Here is a 17,872-nt window from a genome sequence, read left to right as displayed (position 1 = left end):
ACCATGTCCGATAAGAAAAACGAAACCCCAGAAATCCGCAAAGGCCTCTACGGCGTCGTCGTTGATGAAACTGCCGTTTCCAAGGTCGTTCCTGAGACCAACTCCTTGACCTACCGCGGCTACCCGGTCCAAGAACTGGCCCGCTACTGCTCCTTCGAAGAGGTTGCGTACCTCTTGTGGAATGGCAAGCTGCCGGGCCAAGAATCCCTCATCCGTTTCTCCGCGCGTGAAAAGGCATTGCGTCACCTGGACCGCCATCTCATTGACCTCATCATGTCCATGCCACAAAGCTGCCACCCCATGGACGTGCTGCGCACGGCGATTTCCTTCATCGGGGCCCAGGACGCGGAGGAATACACCAGGGACTCCGAGCACGTCCGCCGTACCGCGCTCGAACTCATGGCGAAGATCCCCACCATCATCGCGCTCGACATCCGTCGCCGCCGCGGTGAAGGCTACATCGAGCCTTCCCGTAAGAAGGGCTTTGCCGAAAACTTCCTGTGGATGGTCTTCGGCGATGAAGAAGGCTCCCCAGCGGTAAATCGCGCCGATATCGAGGCCTTTGATAAGTCCCTCATCCTTTACGCCGAGCACTCCTTCAATGCCTCCACCTTCTCGGCACGCGTGGTTACCTCCACGATGTCTGATACCTACTCCGCCATCGTTGCCGCCATCGGCGCGCTCAAGGGACCGCTGCACGGCGGCGCCAACGAGGCCGTCATGAAGAACTTCCTCGAGGTAGACGATCCTGCCAAGGCAGAGGAGTGGACCAAGAACAAGCTGGCTAATAAGGACCTGGTCATGGGCTTTGGTCACCGCGTGTACAAGAATGGCGACTCCCGCGTTCCCACCATGGAGGCCGCCTTCAAGGAGCTTGCCGAGCAGCACGACCAGACCAAGTGGATCGAGATGTACGACATCATGGCCAAGACCATGGAGGAAAACACCTCGATCAAGATCAAGCCGAACCTGGACTTCCCGGCCGGCCCTGCTTACCACATCCTCGGGTTCGATATTCAGTTCTTCACCCCGATCTTCGTCATGGCCCGCATCACCGGCTGGACCGCACACATCGTGGAGCAAAACGAAAACAACTCGCTGATTCGCCCGCTGTCCGCCTACGTCGGCGAAGACCAGCGCTCCGTTCCGCCGAAGTCCTTCTAAACACTTGGCTTCCCGCGCGGTTCGTCCCGCGGCGGACCGTGTAACCCGGGTAAGTGGAACGTAGATGCTCCCCACGCTTGCGTGGGGAGCATTTGTGCATCCCTCCTGCGGTATATCCGCATACATCTGCGTCAAATGTGCATCCTCCTACGGTATAACTGAGCAAACCGCGCCCTTAGATGTCGCATTTTCGCCTCAGATATTGCATAGGAGGATGCACATGTAGCGGCTGCGGCAGCAGATATGGCTGCAGCTGCGGCATCGGTTTCGCCTACGACTCCGGTACCGACTACGGCTGCGACTGCGACACCGACTGCGAAAAATTTGCCAGATGGAAATTTGCAGACTTTGCAGAATTGTTAGGACTGTTATTACTGGTTGGCTGGCAGAAATCGCCTAGGCGGGGTTTAAGTTGCAGGTGAGTGTAGAAAACTCCGTTTTAAAAAAGGGATGATAAAAACTATTCTGATCTCTAAACTGAGAGACGGATCACCCCAGTGGGGACGTTGCAACGCAGCGTCTTCCAAGTTGAAAGGAACACCCAAGTGGCCAATTCCGCCCTTCCATCGTTCGACAAGATTTTGGTAGCCAACCGCGGTGAAATCGCCGTGCGTGCCTTCCGCGCTGCCTTTGAAACGGGGGCGAAGACCGTCGCCGTCTATCCTCGTGAAGATCGCAACTCCTTCCACCGCGCCTTTGCGGATGAGGCAGTGCGCATTGGTGACGAGGGACAGCCCGTCAAGGCATACCTCGATATCGAGGAAATCATCCGCGCTGCCAAGAAGTCTGAGGCGGATGCTATCTATCCGGGTTACGGCTTCTTGTCCGAGCGCGCCGATTTGGCCCGCGCCTGCGAGGACAATGGCATTAAGTTCATTGGTCCTACCCCGGGCACGCTGGATCTCACCGGTGATAAATCCGCTGCGGTTAACGCCGCGAAGGAAGCAGGGCTGCCGACGCTGCAGGACTCGGAGCCGACCACGGACATCGATAAGCTGGTGGCAGACGCCGGTGACTTCAGCTTCCCAGTCTTTGTCAAGGCCGTCTCTGGCGGTGGCGGGCGCGGTATGCGCTACGTGGAATCGGAATCTGAGCTGCGCGAACGGGCGGCAGAAGCCTCACGCGAGGCCGAGGCGGCGTTTGGCGATGGCAGCGTGTACCTCGAGACCGCGGTGATTAATCCGCAACACATTGAGGTGCAGGTGCTCGCGGACTCTCAGGGCAATGTCATCCACCTTTTTGAGCGCGATTGCTCCGTGCAGCGCCGCCACCAGAAGGTCGTGGAAATCGCTCCGGCGCCATCGCTGGATCCGGAGCTGCGCGATCGCATCTGCCAGGATGCCGTGAACTTCTGCGAGCACATCAACTATGAGGGTGCCGGCACGGTGGAGTTCCTCGTAGACGAGCGCGGCAACCACGTCTTCATTGAGATGAACCCCCGCGTGCAGGTGGAGCACACGGTGACTGAGGAGGTTACCGGTGTGGACATCGTCAAGGCGCAGATGAATATCGCCGCCGGGGCTTCCTTGGAAGACATCAACCTGTCGCAAGAAAATATCACCATTACCGGCTCTGCATTGCAGTGCCGCATTACTACCGAAGACCCGAATAACGGCTTCCGCCCAGATACGGGTACGTTGACCGCGTACCGCTCGCCGGGCGGCGCTGGTGTGCGCCTGGATGGTGCGACCTCCGTGGGCGCTGAGGTATCGCCCAACTTCGACTCCCTGTTGGTGAAGATGACCTGCCGCGGCACCACCTTCGAGCAGGCTGTGCACCGCGCTCGCCGCGCGCTGAACGAGTTCCACGTCTCCGGCGTGGCCACCAATATTGGCTTCCTGCGCGCATTGCTCAATGAGTCCGACTTCGTCAACACCCGCGTCGATACCGGATTCATTACCGAGCACCCAGATCTGCTCAAGGCCCCACCGGCGGTAGATGAGTCCGGACGTATCCTGGACTACATCGCGGATATCACCGTGAATAAGCCCAATGGTGATAGGCCCACCGCGTTGCGCCCGTTTGATAAGCTGCCGAAGTTCAATGCGGAAGAGCCGCTCCCGCGCGGTTCCCGCGATGACCTCTTGGAGCTGGGGCCGCAGAAGTACGCGGAAAAGATTCGCGCTCAAGAGCCTTTGATGGTCACGGATACGACGTTCCGCGATGCCCACCAGTCCCTGCTTGCTACCCGTGTGCGCAGCACCGCCTTGGTGTCTGCGGCAGAGGCCGTGGCGCGCCTGACCCCAGACCTCTTCTCGGTGGAGGCGTGGGGCGGTGCTACCTACGATGTGGCCATGCGCTTCCTCCACGAGGATCCCTGGGTGCGCCTGGATCTGCTGCGCGAGGCCATGCCGAACCAGAACATCCAGATGCTCCTGCGCGGGCGCAATACCGTGGGTTATACCCCGTACCCGGATTCGGTCTGCCGCTCCTTCGTGCAGGAAGCAGCCAAGTCTGGTGTGGATGTCTTCCGCATTTTCGATGCACTTAACGATGTCTCCCAGATGCGCCCCGCCATCGACGCCGTGCTCGAGACGAATACCACCGTGGCCGAGGTGGCCATGGCGTATTCCGGTGACCTTTCTTCGCCGAAGGAAGACCTCTACACCTTGGATTACTACTTGAAGCTCGCCGAGCAGATCGTAGAATCCGGCGCGCACATCCTGGCCGTTAAGGACATGGCGGGACTGTTGCGCCCAGAGGCCGCGCACACCCTGGTCACGGCGCTGCGCAAGGAATTCGACCTGCCGGTCCACGTCCACACGCACGATACCGCCGGTGGACAGATCGCTACCTACTTCGCGGCGGCGCGCGCCGGTGCCGATATTGTCGATGGCGCCTCGGCGCCGCTGGCTGGCACCACGTCGCAGCCTTCGCTTTCCGCGCTCATCGCCGCGTTCGCCAACTCCAAGCGCGATACTGGAATCGACCTGCAAGCGGTCTCGGACTTGGAGCCGTACTGGGAGGCCGTGCGCCAGCTGTACGCCCCGTTTGAAAACGGTATTCCTGGCCCGACCGGCCGCGTGTACAAGCACGAGATTCCGGGTGGTCAGCTGTCGAACCTGCGCGCGCAGGCTGTGGCTTTGGGCCTCGCGGATCGCTTCGAGATCATCGAGGATAACTACGCCGCCGTCAACGAGATGCTGGGTCGCCCCACCAAGGTCACCCCGTCCTCCAAGGTGGTGGGTGACTTGGCGCTCCACCTCGTGGGCACCGGCGTTTCTCCGGAAGACTTCGCAGCCAACCCGACGAAGTACGATATCCCGGATTCCGTGGATCAATTCCTCCGCGGCCAGCTGGGTACCCCTCCGGGTGGCTGGCCGGAACTGCGCGATAAGGTTCTCGATGGCCGCGCCGAAACCGGTGCGCAGATTACCGATGTCCCAGCAGAAGAGCAGCCGCACTTGGAATCGGACAACTCGGATGAGCGTCGTGCGAGCCTGAACCGCCTGCTTTTCCCCAAGCAGTTCGAGGAATTCAACGAGTTCCGCCGCAAGTACGGCAATACCGAGGCGCTGACGGATACGACCTTCTTCTACGGCCTGACCGAAGGCGAAGAAAAGGTGGTGCACTTCTTCCCAGAAGATTCCACCGATCGCTCCGACCTTAAGCAGATCGTGGTGCGCCTCGATGCTGTGGGTGAGCCGGATGAGAAGGGGATGCGCAATGTCGTGCTCAACGTCAACGGCCAAATCCGCCCGATGAAGGTGCGCGATGAAAACGCCGAGTCCACCGTGGCTACGGTGGAGAAGGCGGACCCGTCCAACGACGGCCACGTAGCGGCCCCGTTCGCCGGTGTGGTCAACCCCACGGCAGAGCCAGGCGACGAGGTCAAGGCCGGCGACCAAATCGCGGTCATCGAGGCCATGAAGATGGAAGCCTCCATTTCCGCCACCAAGGATGGTGTGGTGGACCGCGTGGCCATTGGCCAGGCCACCAAGGTGGAAGGCGGCGACCTCATTGCCGTAATCAACTAGTCTGCACACTCAAGCGCCCCGCTTCCCTCGATTTATCTCGAGGCAGCGGGGCGCTTTGGTGTCTAGCTGTGCTAAAAATCAACGATTTCGTCCATCCAAATGACCGCAACCGTCGACGAAATCCTTGCTCTAGATGGACGAAATCGTTGATTCGCGAGGATGGCGGAGGCTCGCCTTAACCAAGGATGACGGGCAATGCTAACGAGCCGACCAAGATGAGTACCACGAGGCCGAAAAAGACTTTGGCCTGCCACCGGGCATAATTAAATGACATTCCCGTACCGAAGCGCTTATCTACCAGTACCGCCGGATCATCCGGGTTGTAATATATTACTCCCCATTTATAGAGGTGGTCATTGTCCGGTGATTCTGTGTCTTCATCAGCGAAGTGAATACCGCGCAATTGTTCGGATAACCGGGATTGCTTGTAGAGAAGAAATACAACTAGACCGATGCTGCCACCAATGGTGAGAATCAGCATTGTGGTGATCGCGGCGCCGTTGAAGCGTTGATAATGCGGGATAGGGCCGGTTACCTGCATCAGCGCCATCCCGGCGCTGATGAGCAGGGTGAGGACTCCCATGCCGGTGTTCGTCAGGGCGAGGTTTGCTTCGTTACGCAGCCGCGCTTTAATGCTGCGCTCAGAGCGTGGGGACACCTCACTATGCGCGATAAAAGAGCAGATAATGGCAAATAGGCCCAGCAATGCTAAAGCGACGAATGAGGAGAAAAATACGCTCCCAATTGATTTGTCGCTCCAATTGTCGGCCTCCATGGATTCATTCCAGTGCACGGGAACGGGGTCCGGAATGGCGGACCAGTGGGAAGCGACGATGATGGCACCGGCCGCGATGCACAGCAGGGAAGAGAGCATGGTTACCCACGGAAAGGTCGGGGTAGGGATGCCGCGAAATTCGGGCGCATCAATGGCTGTGGTGGAAACACGGGCAGCGATGCTGGTTTCAATCTCGTCGAACCAGCCGCCCGCCTTTTTAGCCGCGATGATACGGCGGCGTTGGGACGCATAAGCCCACATGCCACCGAGCGCCACCACGAGGGAAGGTAGTGCGGCTAATAACGGCAGTTTCCAGGCAAAGAGGGACATGGCCGTTGCCACGATGCCGCAGCTCCACGTGCGTATCTTGAATCCGGCGAGGGCGGAGGTAACCGCAGGATCAGAAAGATAAGCCTTGGGCACGCGCACTCCGAGCGGTGTGCCAGGTGAGGCCAGGGAGGGGGCTGTGGCCATGATCCAGGTGATAACCAGGGTGGTGGCGGCCATTATGAGTGTGAAAATCATGGTGATACTTCCAGGTCATTAAGGGTGGAGCTGAGTCGAGCGTGGAGCTCATCTGGGCTAAAGCCTTGGGCGCGGGCGAGTGCGACTATGCGGCTTAATTGCTCTTCCAGTTGTTTTTCTTGCGCGGTGGTGCGAGCACCAGGCCTGACGATGGAGCCGGAGCGTCCGGCGGTTTTACAAGGTCCTCGGAAACCAAGAGGTCGTATGCCTTCTTCACGGTGGCAGGGTTAATGCCTATATCCTTGGCAACGCGGCGGACGGGATCTAGCTTGTCGCCATCGGAAAGCTGTCCGCGAGCGATAGCCAAAACGATTTCATCGTGAATCTGTTGAAAACGGGGACGTCAGATTCGGGGTGAAGGGTAATGAACATCTGTCACCTCCAATCTTTTTCTGTATTACTTGCTGTAACACAAGCTGTATTATTTTATGTGGTACAGAAAAGAGGGCAAAAAGAATCCCAGGTACCTGCGACTTAATGCAGTGACGTACCTGGGTTGCGGGGCAGGGAGACTAGAGAAAAAGGGCCCCAGCGATGGCAGCAATACCGTAGCTCCCGCGCATGAAGTAACCGAAGACCTCGGGAGAGAAGGAGGCGCCGAAGCCGCCGGTATCGATGATATTCATGGTGGTAACGCGTGCGGGACGGGAGCGCTTAAAAGCGGTGTAACTAAGCCCCAAACAACATGCTGCGAGCGTGAACAGGGACAGCTTCCACACGGTGGCGATGAAGGCGGTGCCGACAACGGCAGCACCTGCGGTGGCAGCCAGTGGCAGTCCCCAGTCGGGCCACGCACCATCGACGATGCGGCCGAAGGAGGCGGCGCGGCCAGTAGCGGCGCCGACAATGGTCCAAGCGGCAGCAAATCCAATAAGAGCAAGGCCGCCGAGCTGAGGTGCTAGCGCTAGGGTCAGTCCCATGACGGCGACCGCACCGAGGGGGATGTACCACCGGCGAAACAGGCGCCGAGCAAAGAGGAGACTGAGCGAAGCCGTGGCATGTGAGCGCGGGCGCAGGCGAGCGGATTGGGAGGCGATAGCATCGGCAGAAACCTCAGAATCCAGTAGCCCAAAGGAGGACGAGCCGATGGCACGGGTACGGCCCGCGCGGAGGAGCGAGGCGAGTTCGAAGGATCGCCAGCCGATGGCAAACCGCAGCAGGGGGAGGGTTATCGCCGCATAGAGTGGAAGATGCAGCGATGCACACAGGGCAAGACCTAGGAGGCTCACGCCGGCGAGCTGGGCAATAGACAGCTTATCGACGCCTCCCATGCGCCCCCGCGGCCTATCCGCATAGACCCAACGCCCGAGCGAAAGGCTGCGCAGCGGATAGAGCGCCTCGAGGAGGACGATGAGGGCGAGCGAGCCGAGCCCGGCACCAATGGTCGCGGTTGCGGGCAGAGCAGCGGCCGTGCGCTGTGCTAGCGAGGGCAGAAGCGCTGCAGCATTGTGCCAGGCGTAGACGCTGACGCTCGCGATAAGTGCCGCGATGAAGGCGTAATAGATGGCTGAGGAAGCTGTGGAGAGAAGTTTCATGAAATCTTCACTACTTCGTCGCAGGCAGCGAAGATGGCCGGAGAATGGGAAGCGAGCACCACACAGCGGCCATTGGCTGCCAGGTGGCGTAGCTCCTCGGCCAAGAAGGCGGTCCAGGTGTGGTCGAGGTGGCGCTCGGGTTCGTCGATAAGCAAGGCTTTGGCCGGCTGATAAAGCTGGGCTGCGAGGTAGACCCGCTGGCGCTGGCCAGAAGAAAGGCTGCTGACAGTGGAGTTCCGGATGGCGTCGTCGATGGCCCAGAGCTCATGGACCTCGGCAAAGTTTACGCCGGAGCGGCGGGATAGCAAGCTAAAGTGCTCACCCACGGTGAGATCGGGGAGGAAGACTGGGTCCCCGACGGAGATGACGGAACCGGCCGCCGCAGCGCTACCGGGCGCGGCACCGTCGATGAAAACGGTGCCATTTAGTGGGGCAATCTCGCCGCTCAACGTCTGCAGCAGCGTAGATTTACCCGCACCATTCGGGCCTTTTAGGCCGTATACGCGACCGGCATTAAAGCTGCGATTGAGGTGCCCCAAGGCGGCGGAATGTCCGTAGTCTGCATCTATTGTCAACATCGTTGCCAGGTTAGCAGACAGGTGGCTGGCCCTAGGGGGCGGTAGCTTTGATGCGATTCAATTGTTTCAGGAAGTAATCTTGGATTAAAACCTTGGGTATGATTGTGCGTTCCTGTTCTATTGATGGGCTTGGCTCCTTGTGCCTGGCATGTAAGTCACAAGAGCCTGTCTAGAGGTTTTAGGGTGCCGTAATCTCTCATGGCGAATCGGATCACAGGTTTCTCTTTCTCGTCGAGCCCAGTATTTGATTCGGGATAGATTGCCACACACAAACCATTAGACACTCCCACTGCCGAGGTTCTTTTAGGCCGGTGGGGCAAAATGAGCGCGAACGCCGAGGATCCTCCGATGGGCTAAGCTAGCCCGATCTTCGCGCTGAGAATGCTCGTCTGCGCCGTGAGCTGACACAAACTCCGTACGGTTCAAGGTGTATAAAGCTAGAGGACGCAACCAATTAATTGTGTCGCTGCATACCTAGTTCGCGGAAACGTCTAAAAGCAACCGCGTTTGGCCATTTTCGGCCCTGATTTTTGTGGAAACGCGGTTGCTTTTGGGAAATTTTGGCGTGATTAGTTATCGAATCTGGCCGGGCGGGTTAGAGAACCATTGGTGCAACGATGACGCCGACGATGGCGGCATTGAGCATATTGGTAAGGAAGCCACCGAAGAGTGCGCGCGGGCCAAGTTTTGCTACTTCACCGCGGCGCTCAGGGATGAGGCCACCGATGGAGCCAATCTGGATGCCGATGGACGACAGGTTGGCGAAGCCAGCGAGGGCGAAGGAGGAGATCAAGACGGCCTTATCGCTGAGCTCATCGACGCTTTCACCGAATGCGGTGTAGCCAACGAACTCGTTGAGGATGGTCTTTTGGCCGATGAAGTTACCCACCTCGAGGGCCTCGTTCCAAGGCGTACCGATAAGCCAGGCCACTGGGGCGAAGATGATGCCGAAGAGGCCTTCCAGCGACCAGTTATCTTGACCGAAGAGGGAACCAATGCCGCCGAGGATGGCAGAGAGCATCACGATCGAGGCGATGAAGGCGATGAGCAAGCAGGCAACCGAGATGGCGATCTTACCGCCGGCCATGGCACCGCTACTGATGGCGTCAATGATGTTTTTAGATTCGGTATCGCGGACGTCTTTAACGGTGGCGTCGAGGTTCGTCTCTTCCGTCTCTGGCATAAGGCCCTTGGCGACGAGCAGGGAGCCCGGCGCATTCATGAGCGATGCGGCGAGCAAGTATTCCAGGGGCGCGCCCAAGAGCGAATAGCCGATCAACGTGGATCCGGCCACGGAGGCAAAGCCGCCGACCATACAGGTATAAAGCTCGGATCGGGTGAGCTTGGGAAGGTAGGGTTTAATCACCAGTGGGGCCTCGGATTGCCCGAGGAAGATCACGGTGGTGGCCCAGACGGATTCCACCTTGGAGGTGCCCATGAGCCACTTGATGGCGGAGCCGACGTATTCCACGAAGTACTGGATAACCCGGAGGTAGTACAGGGCGGCGATGATGGCACCCAAGAAGATGATCACGGGCAGTACATTGAGGGCAAAGACGAAGTCGTCACCGAAGAGTCCACCGAAGACGAATTGGGTGCCCTCGTTGGTAAATTCCGTGAGCTTTGTCAGCCCATTGGCGATGCCCTTGAGGGCTTTGAATCCAGGATCCCACGCGAGGACTAAGAAACAGAAGACCACCTGCAGGACAAGGCCCACACCAATGGTGCGCCACTTGATATTTTTACGCGAGCTCGACAGGACGTAGATCACTGCAAGAATGGCAATGATGCCGAGCAATCCTTGTAAGCGTTCCATATTTTCTGACCGTTCTTTGAAGGGACTTTTTAGTTAGAGTGACTCTGGGCCAAAGGAATGGGGGAGGATCTCGGCAAAGTCATGGCTACGGGGCTTTCCATCTACGGAAACGATGACGCGCTCGCAGTTAAACTCCCGCAGGACCTGGCGGCAGGCGCCACAAGGGTAGCAAGGTGCAGACTTTAAGCCGATAATAGCGACGGCTTTAATCTGCGGAATGCTGGGCAAGTGGCCATCGGTAGCCGTCACGTCGGCGGTGGTGACCACGTGGGCGGCGGCATTGCGCTCGGCGCAAATGCCTAGCGGGCTGGAGGCGTTTTCGACATTGGAGCCGGTGACAATGCGGCCATCGGCAAGCAGCAAAGCCGCACCGACTGGGAAAGAGGAATAAGGCGCCCAGGCGTGGTGGGCTGCTTCTTCTGCGAGGCTGAGCAATTCGGCATCGGTAGGGGGGCGAATCCGGGGTGGCGTTCATTGCGGTATGGACTTTCTTTCTACGGGGGAAGAGAGATTGGGTTAATCCTCTATTAGAACAAAAAGAAAAACACTCATTGACATCTGTTCTATAGGGAATGATAATTGGACGTGGTGGAGTGTACAACCACTATATATAGTGTGGTAAATCACATCATGTGCTTGTATGTTTCGGTGTCCAAATCATTACAGGAGGAGTCGTCATGGCTGAGAAATTCGATGCGGTAGATGTTATTCGTACCAAGCGCGACAAGGGGGTATTTAGCCCGGAGGAAATCGATTGGGTCATCGATGCCTATACGCGCGGGGTCGTGGGCGATGAGCAGATGACCGCACTCAACATGGCGATTTTCCTCAACGGCATGAACCGCGAGGAAATCTCGCAGTGGACTAAGGCGATGATTGCCTCCGGTGAGACGATGAGCTTTGAGTCCTTGTCCAAGAAGACCGCGGACAAGCACTCCACCGGTGGCGTTGGCGATAAGATCACGCTGCCGCTCGCGCCTCTCGTTGCCGCCTTTGGCGTGGCGGTCCCGCAGCTTTCTGGCCGCGGCTTGGGCCACACCGGTGGCACCCTGGACAAGCTGGAAGCCATCCCGGGCTGGCAGGCGGATATTTCCAATGAGCGATTGATGGAAATCCTGGAGGATCCGGGCTGCATCATCTGCGCGGCAGGCTCTGGACTAGCGCCCGCGGACAAGAAGATCTATGCCCTGCGCGATATCACCTCCACCGTTGAGGCCATTCCGCTTATTGCTTCCTCCATCATGTCGAAGAAGATCGCGGAAGGTACCTCGTCGCTGGTCCTCGATGTCAAAGTGGGCTCCGGCGCCTTTATGAAGGATGAGACCTTGGCCCGCGAGCTGGCGCAGACCATGGTGGACTTGGGCAATGATGCCGGCACCGCCACCACTGCACTGTTAACGGATATGTCCACCCCTTTGGGCCGCAAGGTGGGCAACGCGCTCGAAGTTGAAGAATCCGTCGAGGTCCTAGCCGGCGGCGGGCCAAGCGATGTCGTCGAGCTGACCCTGGCACTTGCGCGCGAGATGCTGGAAGCAGCTGGCGTGCACGATGCCGACGTGGAAAAGGCGCTCAAGGATGGCCGCGCTATGGACAAGTGGAAGCAAATGATTAAGGCACAGGGCGGCGACCCAGACGCCAAGCTTCCTGTGGCGACGCATACCCACGATGTCATTGTTGAATCCGATGGCTACCTGACCGAACTCGATGCCCTGTCCGTCGGTGTAAGCTCCTGGCGCTTGGGCGCGGGCCGCGCGCGGAAGGAAGACCCAGTACAGGCGACCGCGGGCATCGAATTGCACGCAGTCAAGGGTGAGAAGGTATCTAAGGGTCAAAAGCTTTTCACCCTGCACACGGAGACTCCGGAGCGCTTCGAGCGTTCCCTCGAGACTTTGCAGCAGAGCTTTAAGATTACGGACGCCCCGCTGGATAAGGAGCGCCAGATCATCCTGGACCGCATTGGTTAAATCAGAATTAACGGAAGCGCAATCGACCCGATGATGATGATCGCCATGACGGCGAGGAAGACCTTCGCCTGCCACGTGGCGTAGTTGAAGGACACTCCGACGCCTAGGCGCTTGTCCACCAGCACCGCTGGGTCATCGGGATTGTAGTACAGGATCCCCCACTTATAATGCTCGTCATTATCGGGGGATTCTTTGTCGCTATCCGGAAATTTCACCCCGCGCAGCTGTTCCTCGAGCTGCGATTGGGCGCGCAGGATCATCGCCACGATGGCTATGGTGCCGCTAATGGTCATCACCACCATGGTGATAAAGGAGAGCCCAGCCAGGTCCTGGTAGCCGGGTACTGGGCTGGTGATCTGTATAAACGACAGCCCGAGAGACATGAGAAGCAGCAGGGTGCCCATCGCTTCGTTGGAGGCTGCAAGGTTTGCTTGATTCCGTAGCCGCGCCTTGATGGAGCGCTCCGAGCGTGGCTGAACCGCGGTGCGTTGGATAAGCCAGCAGATGCCGGCGAAAAGCAGCCATACTCCCAGCGCGATGAACGTGATGAAAAAGACGCTGCCGATGGATTTATCGCTCCAGCTATCGGGCTCCATAGAGTCATCCCAGTGTACTGGGACGGGATCGGGGATATCGGACCAGTGGGCAGCGACGATGAGCGCGCCGGCGATGATGACCAACAAGGAACCTAGCATGGTGAGCCAGGGAAAAGATGGGGTTGGTACATCAATATCCTGCACAGCGTCGGCGTCTCGCCCCGCTACTCGGGCACTGACCGCGGTTTCTACCCCGTCGAACCAGCCACCGTCCTTCTTAGCCGCGATGATGTGGCGGCGCTGCGAGAGATAGGCCCACGTGCTGCCGATAATGACCAACAGGGAAGACAAGGCCGCCACCCATGAATGGTTAACGTAGAAAAGCGAGATAACCGTCGCGGCGATGCCCACAATCCACGTCCGGGTTTTGAAACCGGAAATTGCGTCGACCACAACCGGATCAGAAAGGTGGCTTTGGGGAACGCGAACGCCGAGCGGGGCACCTTGTGCCGCCAGCGCCGGGATTGTGGTCATTATCCACGTTATGGCCAGCGTAGTGGCGGCCATGAGGATGGTGAGAATCATGATAGCTCCTTCAGTGTGGAGTCGAGATAGCCGTGGAGCTCATCGGTGGAAAAGCCCTGGGCGCGGGCAAGCGCCGCCACGCGGTGAAGGCGTTGCCGTACCTGCTGTTCTTGCGCCGCGGTGTGCGCGCCGAGTCGAACGATTGACCCCGACCGGCCCGCAGTTTCGACGAGGCCATCAGCCACGAGCAGGTCATAGGCGTGTTTCACGGTGGCTGGGTTGATGCCAATATCCGCGGCGACATGGCGCACGGGATCGAGCTTTTCGCCAGCAAGCAGTTGCCCGCGGGCGATGGCCAACACGAGTTCATCGTGAATTTGCTGGAAGACCGGCACATCCGTGTCAGGGTTGAGAGTGATGAGCATGAGCTACCTCCTTCCACTATTTTTTGTACTACTAATAGTAGCACAATCTGTGTCAGTAAAAGTAATACAGAATGGAGGCTAAGATACCTAGATATGAACCTGCGAGGTTAAGTTGAGTTCCTTGCAGAAACCCTCATCGTGGCTGACCAACAAGTATGCGCCCTCGTAGGACTCAAGAATCTGCACGAGCCACTTTATGGTGGTGATATCCAAATTATTGGTGGGCTCATCAAGCAAGAGGAATTGAGGGCTGGGCTCGGCCAAAAGCACCCGGGCAAATTCCGCGCGGAAGCGTTCGCCGCCGGATAGCTGGCCGGTGCGGCGGTGCACTTGGTCATCGCGAAATAGTAGCTGTGCCAGTTGATCGCGGAGAAATTGTGGGTGAGCAGTGGGATTGGCCTCCGTGACCATCTCTAAAAGAGTGCGATCTTCTGGCAAGGTGATTTTCTGCCGCAAATATCCACAGTCCAAGCTGTACTCAACGTCACCGCGCACAACCTTATTAAGAAATGTGGTTTTCCCGCTGCCATTTGGTCCCATAAGGCGTACATGTTCAGGGCCGGTTAAGTCCACGATGCTGCTGGTGAGCACACGTGTGCCATTGGGCAACTGAGTGCCCGGGAGGTCGAGGTGGACGTGTTCGTCTGGGCGGATCTTATTTTGTGCAGCTTGATAGGCGTCAAATGCTTCCTTCACTGACCCTGATGCCTGAGCTGAGCGCTTAGCCGCGGTATTTTGGGAGCGATTCTTGTCGTTTCCCATTGCTAGCCCGGGTTTCCGGTTGTTGTGGGAAAAGGCTTTGCCGCGGCGCTTATCCCTGGAAATGCGCACCTGCATTGCCTCGCGCTCGCGCACTTGCTTGCGGTGTTCGGCTTTGGCCTCGCGAGTTTCTGCTTCAGCAACGCGCTGTTCGTTGTCTATCGCCTCCCGGTAAGCGTGATAATTTCCGGAAAATAATCTCAAATCTCCCGCGTAGAGCTCTGCAATGTACTCGACATGGGAGAGCAGGTCTAGGTCATGGGAGATGACGAGCATGGGCGTAGAAGAACTGGAAATAAGCTCGGTGACCTTGGACTTTCCTTCCGCGTCAAGGTTATTGGTTGGCTCATCGAGGATGACAAAGTCCGGGTGATCAAAAAACGCGGCGTTTAACGCGATGGTCACCGCTTCGCCCCCGGAAATCGTGCCGATGGTGCGATCTAGTGGGTAGGGGATGCCAGCATTATGAAGGCACGCATGAATCCTGTCTTCGATATCCCAGTCGGTGCCAATAATCTTCAGCAGCTCCTCGGAGTAATTTCCCGCTTCTAGTGCGTGGAGCGCGGCAATCGTTTCCGCTGCGCCAAAAACGTCGGCGATGGTTAAAGAGTCATGTAGACCAAGATCTTGGTCTAGGTACGTGACTTCTGGTGCCGAGAATGTGCCCGAGGATGGTGCGATCTGGTGGGACAGGACCTTAGCAAGGGTTGATTTTCCGGATCCATTATCGCCAATCATCCCAGTAACCGAGTCAGGGATTGTTGCGGAAAGTTGAGAAAAGCAGGGCGTGCTGTCTGGCCAGGACAGGCTGAGTTGAGAAAGAGAAATCGGCATGAAGAATCCACCTTTAAAGAACGAGTGTGCAAGGGACGTCGTATTAGGCGGAAATCTTCATAGCTTTCAACAATAGCAGCTGTGGTGCAGAACACAAGAGCCCTAGCTAAAATTCATCTCTTGCAGGAACCGGAGGCCTGCAAGAGACAGACGCCAGATTAGAAGCGGCGGAAGAACTTACCCTGGGTGAGCTCCTCGAACCCCGGTAGTGGCGTGGCGGACGCGATGCCGGGGGCGGTTTGCTCGGCCGCGAGGTCTGTAGCGTTGGCAACGAGCAGGTCGTGGGCGCGGGAAGCCTCGTCGTCGGTGCCATTCGTGGCGACGATGAGCTCGGGGATGTCCTCGGGATCGAAGGGGGTGAGCCAGGTGGCATCGTCAAGCGGGTCAGCGCCCGAGTCCCCAAGGAAGGCTGGGCCCTTGGTGGCGGCGGGGTAGTAGCGCAGGAGCGCGGCCCCCACGGGCTCTACAGTTGGATCCTCATTGGCGGCAAGGGGCAAGGCGATGACGCCGCCATCAACGATGGGGGACCAGTCTGCGATATGGGAGGGGAAGAGGCCCGCAAGGTAGTCGCGGTCCTTTTCCTTGGCCAAGCGAACACCAAGAGAAGAATCAGTCATTCTACCAGGCTAGCTGGCGCGGCTACTTAATTTCCAGCAGCTGCGCGCCCTTGGTGGTGGACGAGCCGGCCTCGACCGCCAAGCCGGTCACGGTGCCGGACTTGTGGGCCTTGACGGGGTTTTCCATCTTCATTGCCTCAAGGACCAGGACGATATCGCCCTCTTCTACCTCTTGGCCCTCTTCTACGTTGACCTTGATGACTGTTCCCTGCATCGGTGCGGTCACGGCATCGCCGGACACTGCGGCCTTGGCGCCGGCACCCTTGCGCTTTTTCCGCTTGCGCGCGCCAGTAATGCCAAAGGTGGCGGGCAAGGCCACCTCGATGCGGCGGCCATCGATTTCCACGGTGTGAACCTGGGAGGCCTCGGGTGCGCCGGCTTCCGCATCGGTGGAATCATCGTGCGGCGGCAGCTGGTTATCCCAGGCCTCCTCAATCCACTTGGTGTAGACATCGAAGGAACCATTTTCCGCGGTAAAGGCGGGATCGGCGACGATGGCCCTGTCAAAGGGCAGCACGGTGGGCAGGCCCTCAACCTGGTATTCAGACAGGGCGCGGGCAGAGCGCCGCAGGGCGGTTTCGCGGTCCGGACCCCAGACAATGAGCTTGGCCAGCATGGAATCGAATTGCCCGCCGATGACGGAGCCCTCGATGACGCCCGAATCCACGCGCACTCCTGGGCCGGCCGGCTCGGAGTACTTGACGATGGTGCCAGGGGCAGGCATAAAACCGGCCGCGGCGTCTTCGCCGTTGATGCGGAACTCAAAGGCGTGCCCGCGCGGCGTTGGGTCCTCGCTTAGCGAAAGCTCTTCGCCCTGTGCAATCCGGAATTGCTCGCGCACGAGGTCCAGCCCGGTAGTTTCCTCAGAAACGGGGTGCTCTACCTGCAGGCGGGTATTGACCTCGAGGAAGGAAATCAGGCCATCGGCACCGACCAAATACTCCACGGTGCCGGCGCCACAGTAGTCAGCCTCACGGCAAATGCGCTTGGCGGATTCGTGGATGGAGGCGCGCTGCTCGTCGCTTAGGAAAGGCGCCGGTGCCTCCTCTACGAGCTTTTGGAAGCGGCGCTGCAGGGAGCAATCACGCGTGCCGACGACCACAACATTGCCGTGCTTATCCGCCAAGACCTGGGCCTCAACGTGGCGGGCCTTATCGAGGTAGCGTTCGACAAAGCACTCGCCGCGGCCAAAGGCAGTGGTGGCCTCGCGGGTAGCGGATTCAAAAAGCTCCGGAATCTCTTCAGTGGTGTGTGCCACCTTCATGCCGCGGCCGCCGCCACCAAATGCCGCCTTGATGGCTACGGGCAAGCCGTGCTCATCCGCGAAGGCTTTGACCTCGTCTGCGTTGGCTACCGGGTCCTTGGTGCCGGGGGCCATGGGGGCTTCGGCCCGCTCGGCGATGTGGCGGGCGGTGACCTTATCGCCCAACGCGCGGATGGATTGGGGAGGCGGTCCAATCCAGGTCAGTCCGGCATCGATAACCGCCTGGGCAAAATCGGCATTCTCGGACAAGAAACCATAGCCGGGGTGGATGGCATCCGCGCCGGATTTGTGGGCGGCATCCAGAATCTTGTCAAAGACAAGATAAGAATCCGCAGAGGTAGAACCGCCGAGGGCAAAAGCTTCATCTGCCAGCGTGACGAATGGTGCCTGCGCGTCCGGCTCGGCATAAACGGCGACTGAGGAGATCCCGGCATCGCGAGCAGCACGAATAACGCGTACGGCGATCTCACCTCGGTTCGCTACGAGAACCTTGGAGATCTTCTTGGTTTCTACTGCCACGGCAGTAACCTCCTGAATACACTTCGTTTACTACGGGATCTATTGTTGCACACCAAAAT

The 17,872-nt window shown here is 58.6% G+C and carries 13 protein-coding genes and 1 pseudogene; 3 read left to right on the top strand and 11 right to left on the bottom strand.

From position 1 onward, the window contains the following. Positions 1-3 precede the first annotated feature (3 nt). Positions 4-1,164 carry a bifunctional 2-methylcitrate synthase/citrate synthase gene (locus ABRP66_RS00275; RefSeq protein WP_284796211.1) on the top strand — a complete coding sequence of 387 codons (1,161 nt, stop codon included), beginning with the start codon at positions 4-6 and terminating at the stop codon, positions 1,162-1,164. A gap of 545 nt (positions 1,165-1,709) precedes the next feature. Next, entirely contained in the window at positions 1,710-5,141 is a 3,432-nt protein-coding gene (locus tag ABRP66_RS00270; RefSeq protein WP_284781849.1) for a pyruvate carboxylase, read from the top strand. A 253-nt stretch (positions 5,142-5,394) separates the two neighbouring features. On the opposite strand, the pseudogene ABRP66_RS11680 reads toward ABRP66_RS00270, so the two are convergent. From ABRP66_RS11680 to ABRP66_RS00240, 6 genes and pseudogenes are all read right to left on the bottom strand, one after another. Next, positions 5,395-6,015: pseudogene (locus ABRP66_RS11680) on the bottom strand (DUF1648 domain-containing protein); the annotation flags it as partial. A gap of 520 nt (positions 6,016-6,535) precedes the next feature. Beyond that, complete coding sequence (locus ABRP66_RS00260; protein WP_284781846.1) at positions 6,536-6,748, bottom strand: GntR family transcriptional regulator; 213 nt, start codon at positions 6,746-6,748, stop codon at positions 6,536-6,538. A gap of 205 nt (positions 6,749-6,953) precedes the next feature. Next, positions 6,954-7,976 (bottom strand): ABC transporter permease, encoded by a 1,023-nt coding sequence (locus tag ABRP66_RS00255; protein WP_284781845.1) that lies wholly within the window; start codon positions 7,974-7,976, stop codon positions 6,954-6,956. Beyond that, positions 7,973-8,554: an ABC transporter ATP-binding protein gene (locus tag ABRP66_RS00250; RefSeq protein ID WP_284781844.1), complete on the bottom strand. Its 582-nt coding sequence runs from the start codon at positions 8,552-8,554 to the stop codon at positions 7,973-7,975. The genes ABRP66_RS00255 and ABRP66_RS00250 overlap by 4 nt, the downstream gene beginning before the upstream one ends. A gap of 595 nt (positions 8,555-9,149) precedes the next feature. After that, the gene (locus ABRP66_RS00245; RefSeq protein ID WP_284781843.1) at positions 9,150-10,370 is read right to left on the bottom strand and encodes a NupC/NupG family nucleoside CNT transporter; all 1,221 of its coding nucleotides are present in this window, start codon (positions 10,368-10,370) and stop codon (positions 9,150-9,152) included. Positions 10,371-10,403: 33 nt separating this feature from the next. Continuing rightward, positions 10,404-10,805 carry a cytidine deaminase gene (locus tag ABRP66_RS00240; protein ID WP_284770095.1) on the bottom strand — a complete coding sequence of 134 codons (402 nt, stop codon included), beginning with the start codon at positions 10,803-10,805 and terminating at the stop codon, positions 10,404-10,406. 242 nt (positions 10,806-11,047) lie between these two features. On the opposite strand from ABRP66_RS00240, the gene ABRP66_RS00235 reads away from it, so the two are divergent. Further along, a complete protein-coding gene (locus ABRP66_RS00235) occupies positions 11,048-12,334 on the top strand; it encodes a thymidine phosphorylase (protein ID WP_284770094.1) in 1,287 nt (428 codons plus the stop codon). On the opposite strand, the gene ABRP66_RS00230 is transcribed toward ABRP66_RS00235, so the two are convergent. The 5 genes from ABRP66_RS00230 to ABRP66_RS00210 all read right to left on the bottom strand — a co-directional run bounded on the left by ABRP66_RS00230 (position 12,331) and on the right by ABRP66_RS00210 (position 17,813). Then, a complete protein-coding gene (locus ABRP66_RS00230; protein WP_284852089.1) occupies positions 12,331-13,455 on the bottom strand; it encodes a DUF1648 domain-containing protein in 1,125 nt (374 codons plus the stop codon). The genes ABRP66_RS00235 and ABRP66_RS00230 overlap by 4 nt on opposite strands. Continuing rightward, complete coding sequence (locus ABRP66_RS00225; protein WP_284770092.1) at positions 13,452-13,820, bottom strand: GntR family transcriptional regulator; 369 nt, start codon at positions 13,818-13,820, stop codon at positions 13,452-13,454. Before ABRP66_RS00225 ends, ABRP66_RS00230 begins: the two co-directional genes overlap by 4 nt. A gap of 87 nt (positions 13,821-13,907) precedes the next feature. Next, positions 13,908-15,413 carry an ATP-binding cassette domain-containing protein gene (locus ABRP66_RS00220; RefSeq protein ID WP_284770091.1) on the bottom strand — a complete coding sequence of 502 codons (1,506 nt, stop codon included), beginning with the start codon at positions 15,411-15,413 and terminating at the stop codon, positions 13,908-13,910. 158 nt (positions 15,414-15,571) lie between these two features. Further along, positions 15,572-16,030, bottom strand: coding sequence for a hypothetical protein (locus ABRP66_RS00215; RefSeq protein ID WP_284770090.1), 459 nt, complete (start codon positions 16,028-16,030; stop codon positions 15,572-15,574). Positions 16,031-16,052: 22 nt separating this feature from the next. Beyond that, complete coding sequence (locus ABRP66_RS00210) at positions 16,053-17,813, bottom strand: acetyl-CoA carboxylase biotin carboxylase subunit (RefSeq protein ID WP_284770089.1); 1,761 nt, start codon at positions 17,811-17,813, stop codon at positions 16,053-16,055. Positions 17,814-17,872: the final 59 nt, after the last annotated feature.

Origin of the sequence: Corynebacterium sp. KPL2680 (assembly GCF_040225675.1) — a bacterium.
Taxonomy (GTDB): Bacteria; Actinomycetota; Actinomycetes; order Mycobacteriales; family Mycobacteriaceae; genus Corynebacterium; species Corynebacterium rhinophilum.
This window is presented reverse-complemented; position numbering and strand designations above follow the sequence as displayed.